The following is an 18,727-nucleotide window of genomic DNA, read 5'->3' on the forward strand; positions in this document are numbered from 1 at the left end:
ACTTTATTTTAATTAAAGAAAAAAACAAAAGGCCTTTTTAGTATTGAAAATACACTAGAGACACGGGGTGTCATACCGAGTTCACGGCTAGGCCGACCCAAACGCAAATTATTTTCAATTTGTTCTAAAGAACAATTTTTTGTTTCTGGAACAACCAAGTAAACAAAAATCCAACCCAACACGCACAGAAATGAATATAACCAAAATGTGTGGCTAGTGCCTATAAACTGAATTAAGGTCAAAAATGTCAATGATACCAGCATATTAAAACCCCAACTCGCAGAAATGGCTAAGCTAGCGCCTACACCACGAATATTTAATGGAAAAATTTCTGAAATAATTAACCACATAATAGGACCTAAACTCATTGCAAAACTAGCAATATAAATAACCATACTCGCTACAGCTATCCAACGTAACGACGTAAATACAGGAAAGTAAAAAGCTGTTCCCAAAATAACTAAACTAGTAAACATACCTAAAAGGCCATAAAGTAACAAAGGACGGCGACCCCATCGATCTATAAGCGGCAAAGCAATAATAGTAAATAATACATTGATTATTCCAATACCTAGGGTTGCTAAAATAGCATTGCTTGCATATTGAAACCCAGCTATCTGTAAAATAGTCGGCGCGTAATAAATAATGGCATTTATCCCCGTAACTTGCTGGAAAAAACTTAAGCCTAGACTAATAAAGAGAATAGGGCGCAACCATTTTGCCAATAATTGACGATGTGTTCCCTTTTCAATTTCTACTGTTTGACGGATTTCATCAAATTCTTTATTGATATTTTCGCCATGGCGTATACGCTGTAAAATTGTACGGGCTTTCTGATCCCAACCTTTTAAAATTACCCATCGAGGGCTTTCTGGCAAATAAATAGTCCCTAACAATAAAATAACCGCTGGAACAACGCCTAAACCTAGCATCCAAGGCCATTGTCCAGTGTTAGAAAAATAATAATTAATTAAATAAGAAAAAACAATCCCTATGGTGATGGCTAGCTGATTCAAAGAAACTAACATCCCGCGAATTCGTTTTGGAGCAATCTCAGCGAGATAAAGGGGTGCTGTAAAAGAACCTATACCTATAGCTATACCTAATATTATTCGACCTGTAATTAAGAAAATTAAATTAGGTGAAAATGCCGTAGCTAAAGAACCTATAATAAAAGTGAGTGCGGTAAAAACCAGTACTTTACGTCGGCCAAATAAATCACTTACTCTGCCACTTACACCAGAACCTATTAAAGCACCAAATAAAACGGCGCTAACCACCATTTCAACTTGAAAATTAGTTAGGATAAAGTCTTTTTTAATAAATAAAATAGCGCCAGAAATAATTCCAGTATCATAACCAAACAACAACCCTGCTAAAGCCGCAAATCCAGAAATGGTATAAATCAACCAATTAGGGTTTGATACTTTTATCATAAAAAATAATCTCTTTTATGCTATTTAATAATTACTTTACCTCTATCAAAACTAAAAGCAAGTTAAAGCCTAAAAAAACTAACCACTTATTTGAAAAAGTGTCAGTACTTACGGCTAATATTTTTCAATTATAGGCTTTTCATTAGGCTAAATAAGAAGGTTCAGGTAATCCCTTAATATCCGTTTCTATGGCAAAAAGCATTCCTGATTGAGGAGCGTCAGTGAGCTGTGCTGCGTTTAAATCTATTGAAGCCGATGTAACATACAAAGTTGTTAACTCTGGGCCCCCAAAACAACAACTCGTAGGTCTGGGTATTGGCATAGGAATAATACTATCTATTTCACCGGTTGGAGTATAGCGAGTAATTTGCCAACCATCCCAATGACAACTCCAAAGATAACCTTGACTATCGACGGTAAGCCCATCAGGAAAACCTTCTTCTTTGGGAACTTGTGCAAATATTTCCATTTGCCCCAAACTCCCATGAATAGGATCAAATTCATACTGATAAATCTGACGAGCAGGGGAGTCGCAAATATACATTAAGCTATTGTCTAAATTCCAAGCAACACCATTACTTACGGTAAAACCATTAAGCATTTCTGTGACATTGCCTTTATTCAAACAATATAATGCACCAATAGGCTCTTGTTCTGCGATATCTTTTGTCCCTACCCAAAATCGTCCTTGTCTATCACATTTACCATCATTAAACATGACATTTTTTATTCCTTGTAGTGGTAAAGCAATGTTTTTTGCCATACCCGTAATGGTATCAATAGTCACAAAACGATCCCTTAATGCGGCAATTAAATTTCCTTTAGCACACCAAGCGATTGAGCCTATTTCACTAGGCATAGTAAATTTATCAATGCTGTTATCATTATTTAAGCGATATAAAGTTGCAGCTACGATGTCTACCCAATATAAACACTTTTCAATAGGGTGCCAAAGTGGCCCTTCTCCTAATACCATAATTTGTTGACATACCACATTAAGCTTCATACTTGTTACCAAATTAATCGATAGATGCTTTCATGTTGATAACGATCGCCCGGCAATAAAAAAGGCGATGGAAATTTGGGATAATTAACAGCACCAGGAAGATTTTGTGTTTCCATACAAAAAGCACCATAACGTTGTGTTCGTAAGCCTGCACCAATCGGATAATCTCTCAAACTATTACCTATATAGAATTGTAAACCTGGTTGTGTAGTATACACTTCTAATATGCGCCCACTTATAGGTTCTTTAATTTTCGCAATGAACTGAGGCTGATGGTTTATTATAGGAGGTAATAAATAACAAAGATCATAACCTTTTATAGCTATATCTTTTATGTGTTCACCAATCGAATGAGGTTTACGAAAATCAAATGGGGTTCCTTTCACATCTGCTATTTGGCCGGTTGGTAGCAGATCTTTATCCGTGACAACATAACGATCAGAAAAAATTTGCAATACGTGATCCAATATGGTTCCACATCCTGCTCCTGCCAAATTCCAATAAGCATGGTTAGTCAAATCAACTGGTGTGGCTTGATCCGTTTCTGCTTGAAAGGAAATCTTTAATTCGTTGTCTAGAGTTAAGGTATAGGTGATTTTTATATCAAGGCTTCCAGGATACCCTTGATCTCCATCAGGGCTCATATAAAAAAAATTGACACTTGCTTGATTTTCCTGAATTGCAACTTCACATTGCCAAACCACTTTATCTAAACCTTTTTCTCCACCATGTAAATGATGAGCAAAATTTTTATTTTTACTTAAAAAATAATCTTTTTTTTGATAATTAAAATGTGCGTTAGCAATACGATTGGCGACCCGTCCTATAGTGGCTCCGAAATAAAATTCATGTGCTAAATAAGCATCAAGATGATCAAATCCTAAAGTAAGTTCCTGCATATTACCTTGTGAATTGGGAACTTGTACTGAGCTTAATGTGGCACCATAATTTATAATACTAATAGACATTCCACTTGGATTACGCAATGTATATTGAGTTATAAGTTGTCCATCAGGCAATTTTCCAAATGCAGACGACTGACAAACAATTTTCTGCATATTATTCTCAAAATAAATTTGGCATTATGATTCGAGGAATAATAGCGCCTGCTTGCTTTATAACCTTTGCAGCTAACTCATGGCCATATAAGCTAGCCTTTATGGGATCAAACCCTAATAGTCGCGCCGCTAAATAAGCACCATTAAACGAATCCCCAGCTGCAGTAGTATCAATAACCTTATCAACCAAACAGGTTGGAACTCGTTGTTGATAATTAACCGTAGCGACTAAAGCGGGTTCGGCACCACATTTAACTACTATTTCAGTGACTCCATTTTCGAGTAATCGTTGGACACAAGCTTCTGGTGTTGCATCACCAAATACTAATTGATCATCTATAAAAGTAGGTAAAGCAATATCAACATATTTTAAAAAAGGTTGTATGGCTTTTCTTGCAGAGTCCGAATTAATCCATAAAGAAGGGCGATAATTTATGTCAAAAATAATTTTTGAGCCTTTTTGCTTAGCTTTTTGTAAAATACTCTCTAAATATCCTCGACTCGCTTCATCAAGTATGGCCAAGCTAATCCCTGAAAAATATAAATAATCCATTCCTATCAATTGCTTAGATAAATCAATTTGATTATCACCTTTAAATAAATCTCGTGCTGCAGAGTTAGATCGATAAAAATAGAATGTTCTTTCTCCTTTACTATCGGTACGAATTAAGTAAAGACCAGGCAATTTATTCTCTATGCGACGAATTAAATCCGTTTTAAGACCCTCAGTTTGCCAATCGGATAACATTTGATCGCTATAGGCATCGTGACCTAGGGCGGTTACATAATGAATATCAAAAGCTTGGTTTCTCAATAATCGGCGTAAATAAATCGCAAAATTTAATGTGTCTCCTGCAAATGAAAGAGACAATGAAGTCGACGTTTGGTGTGATAATTCCAACATTGCTTCACCGATCACACCAATATGCTTAATTTTAGACATAAGCGGCTTTATTTAAATTGGGTTTTTTTATTATAGTGTAGCTTTGTTAATATTTGCTTAGCAAAAAAGACGAAGGTATTATGTACTATAAATTTATAGGACATTGATGCTTACTTTAATTGATATTCTAGGCCAGAGTCGCATTATACCGATTATTGTAATCGATAACGTAGAACATGCAATCCCTTTAGCTGAAATACTCCTGAAATCTGGATTTAAGGTTTTAGAGATCACCTTACGCACTGCTTGTGCCTTAGCGGCTATCGAGAAAATAAATACAGCATTTCCAGAAGCTATAGTCGGGGCAGGCACTATTGTCGAGCCTAGGCAATTTTCTCAGATAAAATCCGCGGGGGCAAAATTCGCCGTTAGCCCGGGTTTAAATAAAACTTTAGTGCTTGAAGCTGAAAAGAATAATATTCCTTATATGCCAGGTATTGCTACGGTTAGTGAGGCATTGTTTGCTCATCAACTCAAATTAAAAACTCTTAAATTTTACCCTGCTGAAAGCATGGGCGGCATTAAAACACTACGAGCAATCGCTGAAATTTTACCTTTACATTTTTGTCCTACAGGCGGCCTGCATGCTGATAATTTTTTTAATTATCTAAATTTAGCGTATGTCGCTTGTGTGGGGGGAACCTGGATAGCCCCCCGTAAACTTATTGCCAAAGGTGCATTTAATGAAATCTCAACTAACGCCTATCAAGTTCAGAAAATTCTAAAAAACAAGACCCAAGGCTATTGATTAATCCGCAAAGTCTACTCAACTTTTCGTAGTTTTTTCTTATGGATAAGCTAATCTTACGAAAATATTCAACCGATTTAAACTCGGCAATAACATCCAGAAAGAGCCCAGGACCAGTTTATTCAGCTACTCATTAGCATTTGGGTATTATCGAGGCAAAACCGATGATTAATCCGATTCAGACGCAGATAGCAAGCAGCCATAATGGAAAAAGCTTACGCTTCTTCTTTACGTTATGTAAATTTTATATTCAAAGATAAATCAAATCTTATTGTTTTTAAATAAAATTTGCGTTTTTTAATATTACAATCTATTAAGTAAATCTTTAAAACAATAAGCACTTAAAAGTTGGTAATATTTAAGACATACTCTTGGTTTTAGATCTGGGACTAAATTCGGTATAATGTTTCACTCTAAACCAAATAAGGAGAAAGGCACTATGACTATGCAAACCGTGGATAATACGCTTAATGATATTTTGCAGAGTAATTATATGCAGCAACTTGATAGACAACTAAATGAAAATCATTTATTGAAACACCCTTTTTATCAAGCTTGGTCTGCTGGGAAATTGTCAATAGATAATCTTCGTGATTATGCTTGTCAATATTATCACCATGTAGATGCTTTTCCGCGATATATTAGTGCCACTCATAGCAATTGCCAGCATTCTGAGGCACGAAAAGTTTTATTAGGCAATCTAAACGACGAAGAAGGGATGAATGGCCTCGATAGTCATCCGGTCTTATGGTTACAATTTACCAAAGGGTTGGGTTTATCAGAAGCTGCAGTGGCTAATAGTGCACTTTTTCCAGAAACCAAACAATTTATTGATGAATTTCTGACTCTATCACGCTCATCGTATGCAGAAGGCTTAGGGGCTTTGTATGCTTATGAACGTCAAATTCCACAAACAGCTGCCAGTAAAATCACTGGGTTGAAACAATTTTATGATATTGTCGATGAAGCTACTTTGAAATTTTTCTTAGTCCATCTTGAAGCCGATGTAGAACATGCCGAGGCAACTAAAACACTAATAAAAAATTTACCTATGGAAGAAAAAATAGCCGCAGAAAAAGCTGCAAAAAAAATAGCCAAATCTATTTGGAATATGCTAAGCGGCATACAAGCACGAACGATGACTAATGTTTGTGAAGCGACAGTCGTTTAATTATCGACCATACAAGGTTTAATTAGAAAGTTTATTGGTTTTTATACTCGCAGCAATTGGATTTTTGATAAGGTGTTCAGTAAAGCAACGGAAATGTATTAATATACATAAGAATTCCGAGTGGATCGGCAGCGGACAAAAATTCAAATGCTTAAGGGTAGCTTGAATTGATAAACTTCTAATCCTCAATTAAACCCATCTGAAACAGACACACGGCGAATTTTTCCGCCTAACTGTGATAGTTTCTCTTCAATGCATTCATAGCCACGATCGATATGATAAATTCTATTCACAGTTGTTTCACCTTCAGCAGTTAAGCCTGCCAGTACTAAACTCGCCGAAGCTCGTAAATCGGTGGCCATAACTTCTGCACCCATTAACTTATTGACTCCTTTACAAATAGCAACATTACCTTTTAAAGTAATATCAGCTCCCATTCGGCGCATTTCTTGGACATGCATAAAACGATTCTCAAACACTGTTTCGGTAATAATTCCAGTTCCTTCCGCAGTAATATTAAGCGCCATAATTTGTGCTTGTGCATCGGTCGGAAAAGCAGGATAGGGCGCAGTACTCACATTAACGGCTTTGGCACGTTTATTCCGCATATCCAGTTCGATCCAATGATCGCCAATAGCAATTTCTGCACCTGCTTGACGCAACGTATAAATAACGGCATCTAAAGTGTTTGCCTGAATATCTTTTAAGCGAATAAAACCTCGTGTGCAAGCAACCGCAATTAAATACGTCGCCGCTTCTATTCGATCCGGCAAAATTCGATAATAACCGCCTGTTAGTTGCTCAACACCTTCGATGGTAATCGTATCTGTTCCTGCATCACTAATATTCGCACCAATACTGTTTAAAAAATTAGCTAAATCAACCACTTCAGGTTCACGTGCGGCATTTTTTATAACTGTTTTACCTTTGGCCAGCGTCGCGGCCATCATTAAATTTTCAGTCCCAGTGACCGTGATAGTATCTAATTCAATCAATGCGCCCTGCAAACGTTCTTTGGTTTTAGCTTTGATATAACCATTTTCTATTTCAATTTTAGCGCCCATGGCTTCAAGTCCTTGTATGTGCAAATTGACTGGGCGTGTACCAATTGCACAACCACCAGGAAGTGAGACTATCGCTTCACCACAACGAGCAAGTAATGCGCCAAGAACTAAAATAGAAGCACGCATTTTACGTACTAATGAATAAGGGGCGTAGGAATCAATTAGATCACGTGAACGCACCTCTAAACTCATGCGTTCGCCTATGGTAAATTGTGCCCCCATGCCACTTAAAAGCTCCACCATAGTAGTAACATCTTGTAAGTGAGGAACATTAAATAAAGTAATGGGCTCCTCTGATAATAGGCAAGCTGCTAAAATAGGTAAGGTTGCATTCTTTGCACCAGAAATTCGAACTTCGCCTTGTAATGGGATGCCACCTCTAATAATTAGTTTATCCACCATTTATCTCTCTACTCTATTTTTATACCTTACGATGCCCAGTGATTCTTTAAATACTTACTTTTTAGTGCAGGATTTCCAAGATACTCTTCGCAGTTGATTTTTTTGTGTTGCAGCCCCGCAATCCTCATATATATTTTCTAAACTGCTTCATTTTTTCAGCGCCTTGCTCAAAAGACCAATTGATAGTCTTAAGCACGAAATTTATCTTGGTGACGAACATTTTTATTTCTTTACTTTAGGCTTGAACATCATAACGAGCGGTTTATGGGCAATATTTTTTCCAAATTAGATACTCTAATAATGGCAAGCATTTGTGTAGGTAAAGCCACAAAACGAATTTTTTGATCCCGTTGTTTTAGCATTCGGGTCCAAGTGATCAATAATGCCACTCCACTACTATCACTTTGAGTAACCTGTTCTAAATTAAAAGTCAGTAACAAGGCTTTATCTTTTTTTAAGGTATTCTGGCTGAACTGCCATATGCCAGGTACCGTATGGATATTTAATGCGCCCGTTAATACATAATGATCTTTCTTAAATTGCAAAGATGGCTTTTTCATTTGTATTAGTAATTTTGATTATTATGTTGAGCAAGTTTATTAATCAGGCCATCAATACCGTTATTTTGCAACTCTTGCGCAAATTGAGAACGGAAGCTTTCTATAATACTCACTCCACCTACACTAAAATCATAAAGCATCCATTGTCCATTCACTCTCATCAGTCGATAACTAAGGTTAATCGAAGGGCCTGTTTCGCGAACAATCACGCTATTAACCTGTACACGAGATTCGCTATTATAATCTCCCCTTAGTGGTAAAAAATTTACTCTTTCATTGGTGTATTGGGCCAGAGCACTCGAATAAGTACGTATAAGCAAAGTAACAAATTGTTGCGCAAAAGCTTGTCTTTGCATCGGCGTAGCACGTAACCAAGCTTCACGACCTAAAGCTTTACTTGACATACTCATGACATCGACATGCGGCAGCAAAATTTGATTAACTATTCCGTAAACAATCTGAGGTTTTGTTTTAAGTGTCGCTTGATTTCGTTGCAGAGCTGAAATTAATTGATTAGAAGTACTTTGTAGTAAGTCTACAGGTGAAGAAATAGCCCATGCCATTGTACAAATTAATAACCCAAAAAATACGAATATTATCTTTTTCACTTCTTACCCCCTGAATTCTTTAAGCTAAATATTAATTGGCCGATAAGATCTTCTAAAATTAATGCGGGATGCGTATCTTGTACGATACCGTTATTATTCAAAAATGTATGGGAAAATCCTGGGGTTAGGCTAATATAGTTTGCCCCTAATAAACCTTGAGTTAGAATACTTGCGGAAGTATCAACTGGCAATTGTTTATATTTGGAATCAATTTTCATCGTCACAATAGCTTTAAATTGAACATTATCGAGCTTTATTGCACTTACTTCTCCAATGTGCACACCTGCTAAAGACACTGGCGAACGTATTTTCAATCCACCCACATTGTCAAAAGCCGCTGTTATATTATAACCGTCTCTACCAATAGAGCTACTTAACCCACTTACCTTAAAAGCCAAAACTAATAAAGCAAGTATTCCAAATAACATAAAAAAACCAACCCAAATTTCTATTATTCTCTCGCGCACTTACCAACCTCCCATCATCACTGCAGTTAATACAAAATCCAAGCCTAGTACAGCCAGGGAAGAATAAACAACGGTACGCGTTGTCGCTCGTCCAATTCCTTCAGCAGTAGGAACCGTATCATATCCTTGAAACACAGCTATCCATGTAACAACGCCGCCAAAAACGATACTTTTTATAATTCCATTCACTATATCATCATGAAAATGAACAGCCGATTGCATAGCGCTCCAGAACATTCCACTATCAACACCTAACCAAACAACACCCACTAAATATCCACCCCAAACTGCAACCGCACTAAAAATGATCATTAATATGGGCATACTGATGAAACCACCCCAAAAACGAGGTGAAATAACGCGCCATAGTGGATCGACTCCCATCATTTCCATGCTTGTAAGTTGTTCTGTCGATTTCATTAAACCAATCTCGGCGGTCAATGCTGAACCGGCTCTTCCTGCAAATAATAATGCCGTTACCACTGGCCCTAATTCCCGCACCACACTTAAAGCCACTAATTGACCTAATTGTTGACTTGCACCAAATTTATTTAAAGTATTATAGCCTTGCAATCCCACTACCAAGCCTATAAATAATCCTGACAAGATAATAATGACTAAGGATAATACGCCAATAAAATATAGTTGTTCGATTAATAAAGGAAAACTTTTTTTAAAACGTGGCTTACGAATTAATAAATGTACTAAAAATAGTCCCGAACGGCCAAAACTCATTAATAGACGTAGACCAAACTGACCCAATAATTGTAACTTTTCTAATATTAACATAGCATTAATGCAGCAAATCTTGGGTATAGTCGATAGCGGGATAATGAAATGGAACCACGCCATCCGGTAACCCTTGTAAAAACTGTTGAACCTCTGGATCTTTATCAGCATGTACTTTTTCGGGAGTACCATGACCAATAACTTTTCCACTAGCAATCACATAAATATAATCCGCAATACTTAGCGCTTCTTTTACATCATGAGATACTAAAATTGTTGTAATACCTAAGGCAGCATTTAGATCAGAAATGAGTTTAACGATCACGCCCAAAGCAATAGGATCAAGACCCGTAAAAGGTTCGTCATACATAATGAGTTCTGGGTCTAAAGCAATCGCTCTCGCTAAAGCGACACGCCGTGCCATCCCCCCTGAAAGCTGATTAGGCATAAGATTTTTAGCACCCCGTAAGCCAACGGACTGTAATTTCATCAATACAATATCACGAATCATAAAATCAGGTAGCTCGGTGTGTTCTCTTAGAGGAAAAGCAACATTTTCGTACACGCTTAGATTGGTAAATAACGCCCCGCTCTGAAACAAAATACCCATTTTGCGACGTAAGTCATACAATTGTTCTCTAGGTAGTTTATTAATTAACCTCCCATCAACATGGATATTGCCACGCTCAGGTTTTAACTGGCCGCCTATTAAACGTAATAGTGTCGTCTTTCCACAACCACTAGGACCCATAATGGCCGTTATTTTACCTCGAGGAATATTCAGTTCGATCCCTGAAAAAACAGTACGTCCATTCCGATTAAAATATAAGTTTTGGATATTGACGAAATCACTCAAGTTACTCGTCCCCTTTTCTCACTTTTTCTATCAAATAATCAGTAACCTGCAGAAAACGCGTAGGGTCTCCAGCTATCCCTGTCATGCTGGGATCAACTTTATACCGATTATCAATAACTAATGTAGGCGCTGCAAGAATCTTGTCCTCTTGCATCAACGTATCACTTCTCAACAATTGCGCATCAATACCTGGGGAAAAACTCGCAATACTTTCAAACTCATGTTGCTTAACGCCGTGCTTTATAAAGAACTCTTCTTGAAGTTTAGGATTTGATAAATCTTGTCCTTCAACATGGATAGCTTTAAATATAGCGGGCGTCAATTTTTTTTCGACTCCCAACATTTTTGCAATATAATAGGCTCGAGCTAAACTGCGCCAACTAGGCTGAAATACTATCGGTACCCGCTCAAATTTTACATATTCTGGTTTCTTTGCAAGCCATTTGTCCAATGTTGGCTCAAAATGATAGCAAGCAGAACAAGCATAACTAAAGAATTCAACCACTCGCACCTGTGTCTTTGGAGTTAATTTAGGAATAATCTCCGATGTAGAAATGACTTCATAATCCTTTCCCGCTTTAAAACTCATCGGCGGGGGTGTTTTAGAATTATTATTCATTTTCCCACAAGAGGTTAAAATAATTGATAATGCTAAAAACAATAGGCTACGTAATCTCAATCTAAGCATACAGCCCTCTTTCAATAAAATACAAAAAAACAAGTAAAACTCTGTCAAAACTATTAGTTTGGCTTATTCCAGTCAATGGCCTCTTATAGATTATAGATATAGCAGGCAAAATCTTTTTTCTTAAGGACCACCAATAACAACTAAACTAATCTAATAGGTTTTGTAGCATCTATAAAAATGGCCAAGCATAACACAGCTTATCAAAAAACGTTAAGTGAGAAATACTATGACTTAAAGAAAAAATCTATTTTGAGGGTTAACGACACTTTTCGATTTACCAAGTAGGTAAAAAACGTGGTTTTTCTAATTACATTTAAAGTTTTTTGCACATTGAATTAGTTGATAAACGCATAGTATAGTTTTAAAGAGATAGTATTTTGTCATTTTTAGATATTTAAGTTGAATCTAAAAATCTGATAATCAAAGAGACAAATATTTTCTTCATAGAATACGATAAGGATTTAAAAAATATTAATAGTTCTTATTTAACTATTTTTTTATGGAGATACACTATGTGGAATATATCCGAACAAATACGTTATCAAATAATTGCCCAATATCGAGACAATACCATTTTGGTCAATATTCTAGGTCAAGGCTTATATTTTATACGTTCAGCTAATCAAATTTTTACTGCACCCACACTAATGAGTGGATTTTCACAAGAAGATGCCGCTTTAATAGGCTATATAGTAGGTTCAGAAAATCATAAAGTCTAAATTTCGATAAAAAATAGGTTTTTATTTCTAGTTAATTAAGAATACTAACTTTTTAGAGATATCGCATAACTTTTAATAACTAGAAATTGCATGCTGTTTAAGCTTATGTCAAAGTAACTTTATGAAAATCTGGCCAGAGGAGATCTTAGTGGCAACACAAAACCAAGAACTATTAAAAAGTAAGGTGGCAGAGGCTGCATTAGACTACATCAAAGCAGGCTCCGTTTTGGGTATAGGGAGTGGTAGCACAATAAATTATCTTATTACTGCGTTAGCCTCTATCAAACATAAAATCGAAGGCGTAGTTCCAGCGTCCATAGAAACAGAAAAGCGGCTAAAGCAGCTTAATATTCCAGTTTTAGATCTAAATAGTGTCGGAGAGTTGGCACTTTATATAGATGGTGCTGATGAAGTCAATCCCCAACTGCAACTTATAAAAGGTGGCGGAGGGGCATTAACACGTGAAAAAATTATTGCGGCTGCAAGCAGAAATTTTATTTGTATTGTTGATGAAAGTAAGTATGTCAAAATGCTAGGACAAAAAAACCTACCTCTGGAAGTTATTCCTATGGGGCGTAGTTATGTTGCGAGAGAATTAGTAAAATTGGGAGGCTTTCCTGTTTATAGAGAAAAATTTATTACTGACAATGACAATATTATATTAGACACTCAACATTGGGATTTTACTGATCCTATTAAACTCGAACGTTTACTAAATAATATTCCGGGTGTAGTGGGTAATGGATTATTCGCCCAGCGTCCTGCAAATAGATTACTCATAGCAAATCAAGGTGGCATTAAAACAATTGAAACATCATAATTTTATTAATAACGATAATAATCTGATTTATAAGGTCCTTGGGGCTTAACACCAATATAATCAGCTTGCGCGGGAGTCAGTTCAGTTAATTTAGCACCCACTTTTTCTAAATGTAAACGTGCCACTTGTTCATCAAGTGCTTTAGGTAACATATAAACCTTACCTTTTTCATAGCGATCATTATATTGCCATAATTCAATCTGTGCTAAAACCTGATTAGCAAATGAATTAGACATAACAAAACTTGGATGTCCTGTCGCACAGCCTAAATTAACTAGACGACCTTCTGCTAATAATAGTAAACGCTTTTTATCAGGAAAATTTATCTGATCAACTTGTGGCTTGATATTTAGCCAAATGAATTGGCGTAATCCAGCCACATCTATCTCAGAATCAAAATGGCCAATATTGCAAACGATAGCCAAATCTTTCATCTGTTTCATATGTGACAAAGTGATAACATCTTTGTTTCCAGTAGCCGTTACAAATATGTCTCCTAGTTTTGCCACATCATCCATAGTGACTACCCGATAGCCTTCCATGGCCGCTTGTAATGCGCAAATGGGATCAATTTCGGTAATCCAAACTGTGGCGCCATAGGCGCGGAGACTTTGCGCGCATCCTTTTCCTACATCTCCGTAACCACAAACTACAGCAATTTTACCCGCGATCATAACGTCAGTTGCTCGCTTTAAGGCATCAATTAAAGACTCTCTACAACCATAAAGATTATCAAATTTAGATTTTGTTACCGAATCATTCACATTAATCGCTGGGACTAACAATGTTTTTTCTTTTTGCATTTGATAAAGTCTATGCACACCCGTCGTTGTTTCTTCTGATACCCCTTTAATAGCCTGTAATAGTTTAGGGTACTTTTCATGGAGTAATAAAGTAAGATCTCCTCCATCATCTAATAATAAGTTTGGAGCCCAGCCATCCGATCCGATTAAAGTCTGTTCAATACACCACCAAAATTCTTCTTCTGTTTCTCCCTTCCAAGCAAAAACTGGAATATTTCGGGCCGCCATAGCTGCTGCGGCATGATCTTGCGTGGAAAAAATATTACACGATGACCACCGTACTTCAGCACCCAAATCAAGCAATGTTTCAATTAAAACTGCCGTTTGTATGGTCATATGCAAACAACCCGCAATGCGTGCACCCGTTAAAGGTTTTTTGTTAGCATATTTTTTGCGTAAAGCCATTAAACCTGGCATTTCTTTCTCAGCAATGGTTATCTCTCGTCGCCCCCAATCCGCTAAACTTAAATCAGCAACTTTATGGTCAGCAATGCTATTTTTTAACTTTTCTGTGATCATAAATAAATACCTTTTTCAATAACAATAACTTAAATTAAAATAGTAATTTTTGGTGTTCTTACATTCATAGCATGGATTTTTGTTAGGCGCCGCATATGATGCGCCTGCATCTATACACTATACTGAGGATTGCGGATTGCATGGCAACACAGGCAAAATTCAAGTAGAAAGAGAATAAATTTAAAATTCTGTTAGTTGTTTGCTTTCATGGGTTAATAAGTCTGCGCGTAATAATTCCTTCTTATCAAGTTTTTCCCAGGGAAAATCTTCGTTTTCACGGCCAAAATGACCATAGGCTGCAGTGCGTTTATAAATAGGCCTTAATAAGTTGAGCATTTCAATTAAGCCTCGTGGCCTTAAATCAAAATGTTGTTGGATTAACTCAATAATACGTTGATCAGATAATTTAGCTGTTCCAAATGTATTAATATTGATAGATGTGGGCTCTGCAATACCGATAGCGTAAGAGACTTGAATTTCACACCGTTCGGCTAAGCCTGCAGCGACGATATTTTTAGCAACATAACGCGCAGCATAAGCTGCTGAACGATCGACCTTACTGGGATCCTTGCCTGAAAAACAACCTCCGCCATGACGCGCCATACCACCATAAGTATCGACGATAATTTTACGTCCTGTTAAGCCCGTATCACCTAAAGGCCCCCCAATAACAAAACGACCCGTAGGATTGACATAATACCTTGTGGATTTTGTTAACCATGCTGAAGGAAAAGTAGGCTTGATAATCTCTTCCATGACAGCTTCTTTCAGATCATCGTAAGCAATATCAGGCGCATGTTGAGTAGAAAGCACTATCGCCTCAACACCGATAGGTTTACCATTTTGATAACGTAAACTTACCTGACTTTTAGCATCAGGTCGCAACCAACTCAAATTATTATTTTTACGTAACTTCGCCTGGCGTTCCATTAATCGATGCGCGTAAGTAATAGCCGCAGGCATCAACACATCAGTTTCATTACTGGCATAACCAAACATTAAACCCTGATCGCCAGCGCCTTGTTCAAGTTTATTGATCTTATCCACTCCCTGAGCAATATCAGGTGATTGTTTGCCAATAGCAGTCATAACTGCGCAAGATTCCCAGTCGAATCCCATCGATGAACTATTGTAGCCAATCTCTTTAACAGTTTCCCTGACGATCTGCTCTACATCAACCCATGCAGTCGTAGTTACCTCGCCCGCAACCAACACCATCCCTGTCTTGACTAGGGCTTCACAGGCGACTCTAGCATTTTTATCCTGAAGTAAAATTGCGTCTAAAACAGCATCAGAAATTTGATCAGCAATCTTATCTGGATGACCTTCCGATACTGATTCCGAAGTAAATGTTGTGTAATTATCCATTTTTATTCTCAAATCTAAAAAGAGAAGTGACTTAAAAACTAAGCTTTAAAATCAAAAAGAAGTATATACTAGCGAATCTTTTTTAAAATAGCTAATTAAGACAGTACTTGAACTAATTTAGAACAGTCTATTACTAGGATCGTGGTTCACGCATTAGAAATGTAGCTATAAAAGCGATGCAAAAGCCTATGGGGATTATCAACAACGCACGATGGTAATCACTCGGTGAATAGACTCTAATTTGGTTTACTACTGTTCCTTGAAAATTAGCATCCAGCAACCAGCCAAATAAAGGTTGAAATACCGCATAGCCCCCTATTGCCATAAAGGATACAACACTTACTGAAGTGGCTGTTAAATTCTTTGGGTTACTGGCTGCAACTAAGGGGTAACTCAAAATCTGACTGCTGGAAAAAAAACCTAACGCAAAAAACAATGAAGCGATGGTTATTATAGAGAAACCTGGTACACAGATAATCGTAATCACTACTAACTGAGAAATAATTACTCCTAACATCATGAGCGGTATACGTTTTTGAATTTTATCAGAAACCCATCCTACAACTGGACCACCCACGATCGTTCCTATAAAAAGTAAGCTCGGTGCAAATGAAGCTTCTGTTACAGAAAAATGATCTGCTTGTTGTAAAAATAAACTTCCCCAAATAGCACCTAAAAGAGCAATCGGCAAATTTAATAAACAAACATAAAGTCCACATAAACTATTTTGTGGATTCAAATAGGCGAGTCGCCAACTTTTTAATAGGCCTAACTTAGAAAGTTCTTGATGAGATTTTTTTTGTTCCTGATGTAAGTTAGCTGGATAATCTTGAACAACACTAAAAATTATTAAAAAAATAATAACGCCTAAACTTGCATCAAAAAATAAAGCATGGCGCCAACCTACTAGTTCGACTAATACAGTTAAAGGTGTTTGTGCTATCAGACCTCCAAACATAGCCATCGTTACAATTAAGCCGCTTACTAATGCCATATTTTTTGCCGGAAACCAACGCGACGCAAGTCGAATACTACTTAAAAAACAAAAAGCGCTACCAATACCACTCATAAAACGGAATATCGATGCCCAGATAAATGAACTTGTGATTGCAAAAGCGACAATACCAATAATACAAAGAAACAACGAAGATAGAATAATTTTACGTGTCGAAAACCTATCTAACAAAGTACCCGCAATAGGTAAAAATAATAAATTGGCGTAAAAATAATAAGCGGATAGTTTACCCAATCCAGTCGCATTAAGAGAAAAGGCATGCATCAAATCTGCACTGATTGCATTGAACATATTCAATTGAATAAATTCATAGAAAAAAAACAATGCCGCCGAAAAACAAACTATCCATGGCAATTTTTTATCCATTACCGAAACACTCTCGTTAAACGCTGAAGTTAGCATAGGTTATTCTCGCGAGTAAAAGGTTGGCAATAGGTTTCACGTAAACAAAATGCAGCAATTAGGCTGACTATAAAAGCTATCGGCATAATAGACATACCATATAGAAAATTACTAGCTGAATAATAAGGTATTCCTTGTGAAAAAGTTTGATCCCAACGCAGATCAATCAACCATCCAAATAAAGGTTGGAATACAGCTCCTCCACCCATGATTAGAATTGAAGCTAAACTGGTTGATGTCCCCGTCAAATATCTAGGATTACTTTCAGCAATCAAAGGGTAGCTAATAATTTGGGTACTTGTAAAAAACCCTAATAATAAAAATAAAATAAGCAAGCTATAAAAGTGCAATATGGGTATAAACATAATAGCTATTAAAACAAACAGTGAAAGCATAGCACCGATAATCATCAACAATCTTCGTCTACCAATAAAGTCAGAGAACCAACCGACTAAAGGTGAACCAATAATAGTGCCTAAAAAGATCATGGTAGCCACTAAAGAAGCTTGAGTTTTTTCAAGATGGTGTACTTGTGTTAAGTACAATGTCCCCCATAATGCGCCCAACAAAATTATGGGTAAATTTAAAAGACACGTGTATATTCCTGCTAAAGTATTTTGCTTATTCCGCAAGGATAAATTGATACTTTTCATTATCGAAATAGGCTTAGCAGCTACATCCTCGACCATTTTCTGAGATAGTTGATGCTTAGGATAATCATAGACAAAGAGATAAATCAATAACGTAATAAATACGCCTAATCCAGCATTTATCAATACTGCCTTTCGCCATCCTAAAGCATGTACTACGAGTGCAAAAGGCGTTTGCGCCACTATTCCTCCAGCCACCGCAATAGTAATGATAATTCCAATAATTAAAGCTAACCTCTGTGAAGGAAACCAACGCGTTGCTAATTTAATACAGCTCAAAAAGCAAAAAGCGTTACCAATACCGGCTATAAAATGACTAAAAGCCGCTATCTCAAAAGACTGGCTAAAAGCAAACAGCAGAGTCGAAAGAACCACCATAATCATGGCGCTAAGTATAATAATACGGATAGAAAAGCGATCGACTAAGATTCCAGCAAATAATAAAAAAATAACATCTGCATAGAAATAAGTCGCAGATAAGAAACCTAATTGGCCCGCATTTATTGAAAAATCATGCATTAACTCTTGGCTAATCGAGTTAAACATCCCCAGCTGGATGAACTCGTAAAAGAAAAATAGCGCGGCAGAGAGGCAAACCAGCCAGGGCTGAATCTTAGAAAAACTTAGATAGTCACATATTCGTTTTAAGGTAGTTATGGCCATTAATGCCTCAAATAGAGAGTAGACTTACAAAC

Annotated in this window: 19 protein-coding genes; 4 read left to right on the top strand and 15 right to left on the bottom strand. The window is 36.8% G+C overall.

The features are described 5' to 3' along the window. Nucleotides 1–8: 8 nt before the first annotated feature. The 4 genes from A1D18_RS06000 to A1D18_RS06015 form a co-directional block, all read right to left on the bottom strand. Nucleotides 9–1,436 carry a sugar porter family MFS transporter gene (locus tag A1D18_RS06000; RefSeq protein ID WP_071662875.1) on the bottom strand — a complete coding sequence of 476 codons (1,428 nt, stop codon included), beginning with the start codon at nt 1,434–1,436 and terminating at the stop codon, nt 9–11. Between the two features lie 142 nt (nt 1,437–1,578). Further along, nucleotides 1,579–2,442, bottom strand: coding sequence for an SMP-30/gluconolactonase/LRE family protein (locus A1D18_RS06005; RefSeq protein ID WP_071662876.1), 864 nt, complete (start codon nt 2,440–2,442; stop codon nt 1,579–1,581). Between the two features lie 5 nt (nt 2,443–2,447). Then, the gene (locus tag A1D18_RS06010; protein ID WP_071662877.1) at nt 2,448–3,500 is read right to left on the bottom strand and encodes an aldose epimerase family protein; all 1,053 of its coding nucleotides are present in this window, start codon (nt 3,498–3,500) and stop codon (nt 2,448–2,450) included. A gap of 7 nt (nt 3,501–3,507) precedes the next feature. Then, nucleotides 3,508–4,443: a sugar kinase gene (locus A1D18_RS06015; protein ID WP_071662878.1), complete on the bottom strand. Its 936-nt coding sequence runs from the start codon at nt 4,441–4,443 to the stop codon at nt 3,508–3,510. A 106-nt stretch (nt 4,444–4,549) separates the two neighbouring features. Between A1D18_RS06015 and eda the strand changes: the two genes are divergently transcribed. Both eda and A1D18_RS06025 read left to right on the top strand, forming a co-directional pair. Next, the gene (eda, locus tag A1D18_RS06020; RefSeq protein WP_071662879.1) at nt 4,550–5,191 is read left to right on the top strand and encodes a bifunctional 4-hydroxy-2-oxoglutarate aldolase/2-dehydro-3-deoxy-phosphogluconate aldolase; all 642 of its coding nucleotides are present in this window, start codon (nt 4,550–4,552) and stop codon (nt 5,189–5,191) included. Nucleotides 5,192–5,630: 439 nt separating this feature from the next. Next, nucleotides 5,631–6,362, top strand: coding sequence for a CADD family putative folate metabolism protein (locus A1D18_RS06025; RefSeq protein ID WP_216095024.1), 732 nt, complete (start codon nt 5,631–5,633; stop codon nt 6,360–6,362). A 185-nt stretch (nt 6,363–6,547) separates the two neighbouring features. Here the strand turns inward: A1D18_RS06025 and murA are convergent, their stop codons facing one another. From murA to A1D18_RS06060, 7 genes are all read right to left on the bottom strand, one after another. Further along, complete coding sequence (gene murA, locus A1D18_RS06030) at nt 6,548–7,825, bottom strand: UDP-N-acetylglucosamine 1-carboxyvinyltransferase (protein ID WP_071663036.1); 1,278 nt, start codon at nt 7,823–7,825, stop codon at nt 6,548–6,550. A gap of 251 nt (nt 7,826–8,076) precedes the next feature. Next, complete coding sequence (locus A1D18_RS06035; protein WP_071662880.1) at nt 8,077–8,388, bottom strand: STAS domain-containing protein; 312 nt, start codon at nt 8,386–8,388, stop codon at nt 8,077–8,079. A gap of 5 nt (nt 8,389–8,393) precedes the next feature. Then, nucleotides 8,394–8,996: an MlaC/ttg2D family ABC transporter substrate-binding protein gene (locus tag A1D18_RS06040; protein ID WP_245756789.1), complete on the bottom strand. Its 603-nt coding sequence runs from the start codon at nt 8,994–8,996 to the stop codon at nt 8,394–8,396. Then, complete coding sequence (gene mlaD, locus A1D18_RS06045) at nt 8,993–9,463, bottom strand: outer membrane lipid asymmetry maintenance protein MlaD (protein ID WP_071662881.1); 471 nt, start codon at nt 9,461–9,463, stop codon at nt 8,993–8,995. Before mlaD ends, A1D18_RS06040 begins: the two co-directional genes overlap by 4 nt. Continuing rightward, on the bottom strand, nt 9,464–10,252 hold the full coding sequence (gene mlaE, locus A1D18_RS06050) for a lipid asymmetry maintenance ABC transporter permease subunit MlaE (protein ID WP_143750438.1): 789 nt from the start codon (nt 10,250–10,252) through the stop codon (nt 9,464–9,466). It abuts the gene before it with no gap. 4 nt (nt 10,253–10,256) lie between these two features. Further along, a complete protein-coding gene (locus tag A1D18_RS06055) occupies nt 10,257–11,048 on the bottom strand; it encodes an ATP-binding cassette domain-containing protein (protein WP_071662882.1) in 792 nt (263 codons plus the stop codon). Between the two features lies 1 nt (nt 11,049). After that, nucleotides 11,050–11,736, bottom strand: a complete 687-nt coding sequence (locus A1D18_RS06060) for a thiol:disulfide interchange protein DsbA/DsbL (RefSeq protein ID WP_084028770.1) — start codon at nt 11,734–11,736, stop codon at nt 11,050–11,052. Between the two features lie 512 nt (nt 11,737–12,248). Between A1D18_RS06060 and A1D18_RS06065 the strand changes: the two genes are divergently transcribed. After that, the gene (locus tag A1D18_RS06065; protein WP_071662883.1) at nt 12,249–12,455 is read left to right on the top strand and encodes a hypothetical protein; all 207 of its coding nucleotides are present in this window, start codon (nt 12,249–12,251) and stop codon (nt 12,453–12,455) included. Between the two features lie 121 nt (nt 12,456–12,576). After that, nucleotides 12,577–13,275 (top strand): ribose-5-phosphate isomerase RpiA, encoded by a 699-nt coding sequence (gene rpiA / locus A1D18_RS06070; protein WP_071662884.1) that lies wholly within the window; start codon nt 12,577–12,579, stop codon nt 13,273–13,275. Between the two features lie 5 nt (nt 13,276–13,280). Here rpiA and ahcY read toward each other — a convergent pair whose 3' ends face one another. The 4 genes from ahcY to A1D18_RS06090 form a co-directional block, all read right to left on the bottom strand. Beyond that, complete coding sequence (gene ahcY, locus A1D18_RS06075) at nt 13,281–14,597, bottom strand: adenosylhomocysteinase (RefSeq protein ID WP_071662885.1); 1,317 nt, start codon at nt 14,595–14,597, stop codon at nt 13,281–13,283. Nucleotides 14,598–14,777: 180 nt separating this feature from the next. After that, nucleotides 14,778–15,965 carry a methionine adenosyltransferase gene (gene metK, locus A1D18_RS06080; protein ID WP_071662886.1) on the bottom strand — a complete coding sequence of 396 codons (1,188 nt, stop codon included), beginning with the start codon at nt 15,963–15,965 and terminating at the stop codon, nt 14,778–14,780. 133 nt (nt 15,966–16,098) lie between these two features. Beyond that, nucleotides 16,099–17,382: an MFS transporter gene (locus tag A1D18_RS06085; RefSeq protein WP_071662887.1), complete on the bottom strand. Its 1,284-nt coding sequence runs from the start codon at nt 17,380–17,382 to the stop codon at nt 16,099–16,101. After that, the gene (locus A1D18_RS06090) at nt 17,376–18,695 is read right to left on the bottom strand and encodes an MFS transporter (protein ID WP_071662888.1); all 1,320 of its coding nucleotides are present in this window, start codon (nt 18,693–18,695) and stop codon (nt 17,376–17,378) included. The genes A1D18_RS06085 and A1D18_RS06090 overlap by 7 nt, the downstream gene beginning before the upstream one ends. Nucleotides 18,696–18,727: the final 32 nt, after the last annotated feature.

Source organism: Candidatus Rickettsiella isopodorum, assembly GCF_001881495.1.
GTDB lineage: Bacteria > Pseudomonadota > Gammaproteobacteria > Diplorickettsiales > Diplorickettsiaceae > Aquirickettsiella > Aquirickettsiella isopodorum.

Coding starts and splice junctions, on each gene's coding strand:
- A1D18_RS06000 (WP_071662875.1), bottom strand. CDS start 1,436: ATGATAAAAGTATCAAACCCTAATTGGTTGATTTATACCATTTCTGGA.
- A1D18_RS06005 (WP_071662876.1), bottom strand. CDS start 2,442: ATGAAGCTTAATGTGGTATGTCAACAAATTATGGTATTAGGAGAAGGG.
- A1D18_RS06010 (WP_071662877.1), bottom strand. CDS start 3,500: ATGCAGAAAATTGTTTGTCAGTCGTCTGCATTTGGAAAATTGCCTGAT.
- A1D18_RS06015 (WP_071662878.1), bottom strand. CDS start 4,443: ATGTCTAAAATTAAGCATATTGGTGTGATCGGTGAAGCAATGTTGGAA.
- eda (WP_071662879.1), top strand. CDS start 4,550: ATGCTTACTTTAATTGATATTCTAGGCCAGAGTCGCATTATACCGATT.
- A1D18_RS06025 (WP_216095024.1), top strand. CDS start 5,631: ATGACTATGCAAACCGTGGATAATACGCTTAATGATATTTTGCAGAGT.
- A1D18_RS06035 (WP_071662880.1), bottom strand. CDS start 8,388: ATGAAAAAGCCATCTTTGCAATTTAAGAAAGATCATTATGTATTAACG.
- mlaE (WP_143750438.1), bottom strand. CDS start 10,252: ATGTTAATATTAGAAAAGTTACAATTATTGGGTCAGTTTGGTCTACGT.
- A1D18_RS06060 (WP_084028770.1), bottom strand. CDS start 11,736: ATGCTTAGATTGAGATTACGTAGCCTATTGTTTTTAGCATTATCAATT.
- A1D18_RS06065 (WP_071662883.1), top strand. CDS start 12,249: ATGTGGAATATATCCGAACAAATACGTTATCAAATAATTGCCCAATAT.
- rpiA (WP_071662884.1), top strand. CDS start 12,577: ATGAAAATCTGGCCAGAGGAGATCTTAGTGGCAACACAAAACCAAGAA.
- ahcY (WP_071662885.1), bottom strand. CDS start 14,597: ATGATCACAGAAAAGTTAAAAAATAGCATTGCTGACCATAAAGTTGCT.
- metK (WP_071662886.1), bottom strand. CDS start 15,965: ATGGATAATTACACAACATTTACTTCGGAATCAGTATCGGAAGGTCAT.
- A1D18_RS06085 (WP_071662887.1), bottom strand. CDS start 17,382: ATGCTAACTTCAGCGTTTAACGAGAGTGTTTCGGTAATGGATAAAAAA.
- A1D18_RS06090 (WP_071662888.1), bottom strand. CDS start 18,695: ATGGCCATAACTACCTTAAAACGAATATGTGACTATCTAAGTTTTTCT.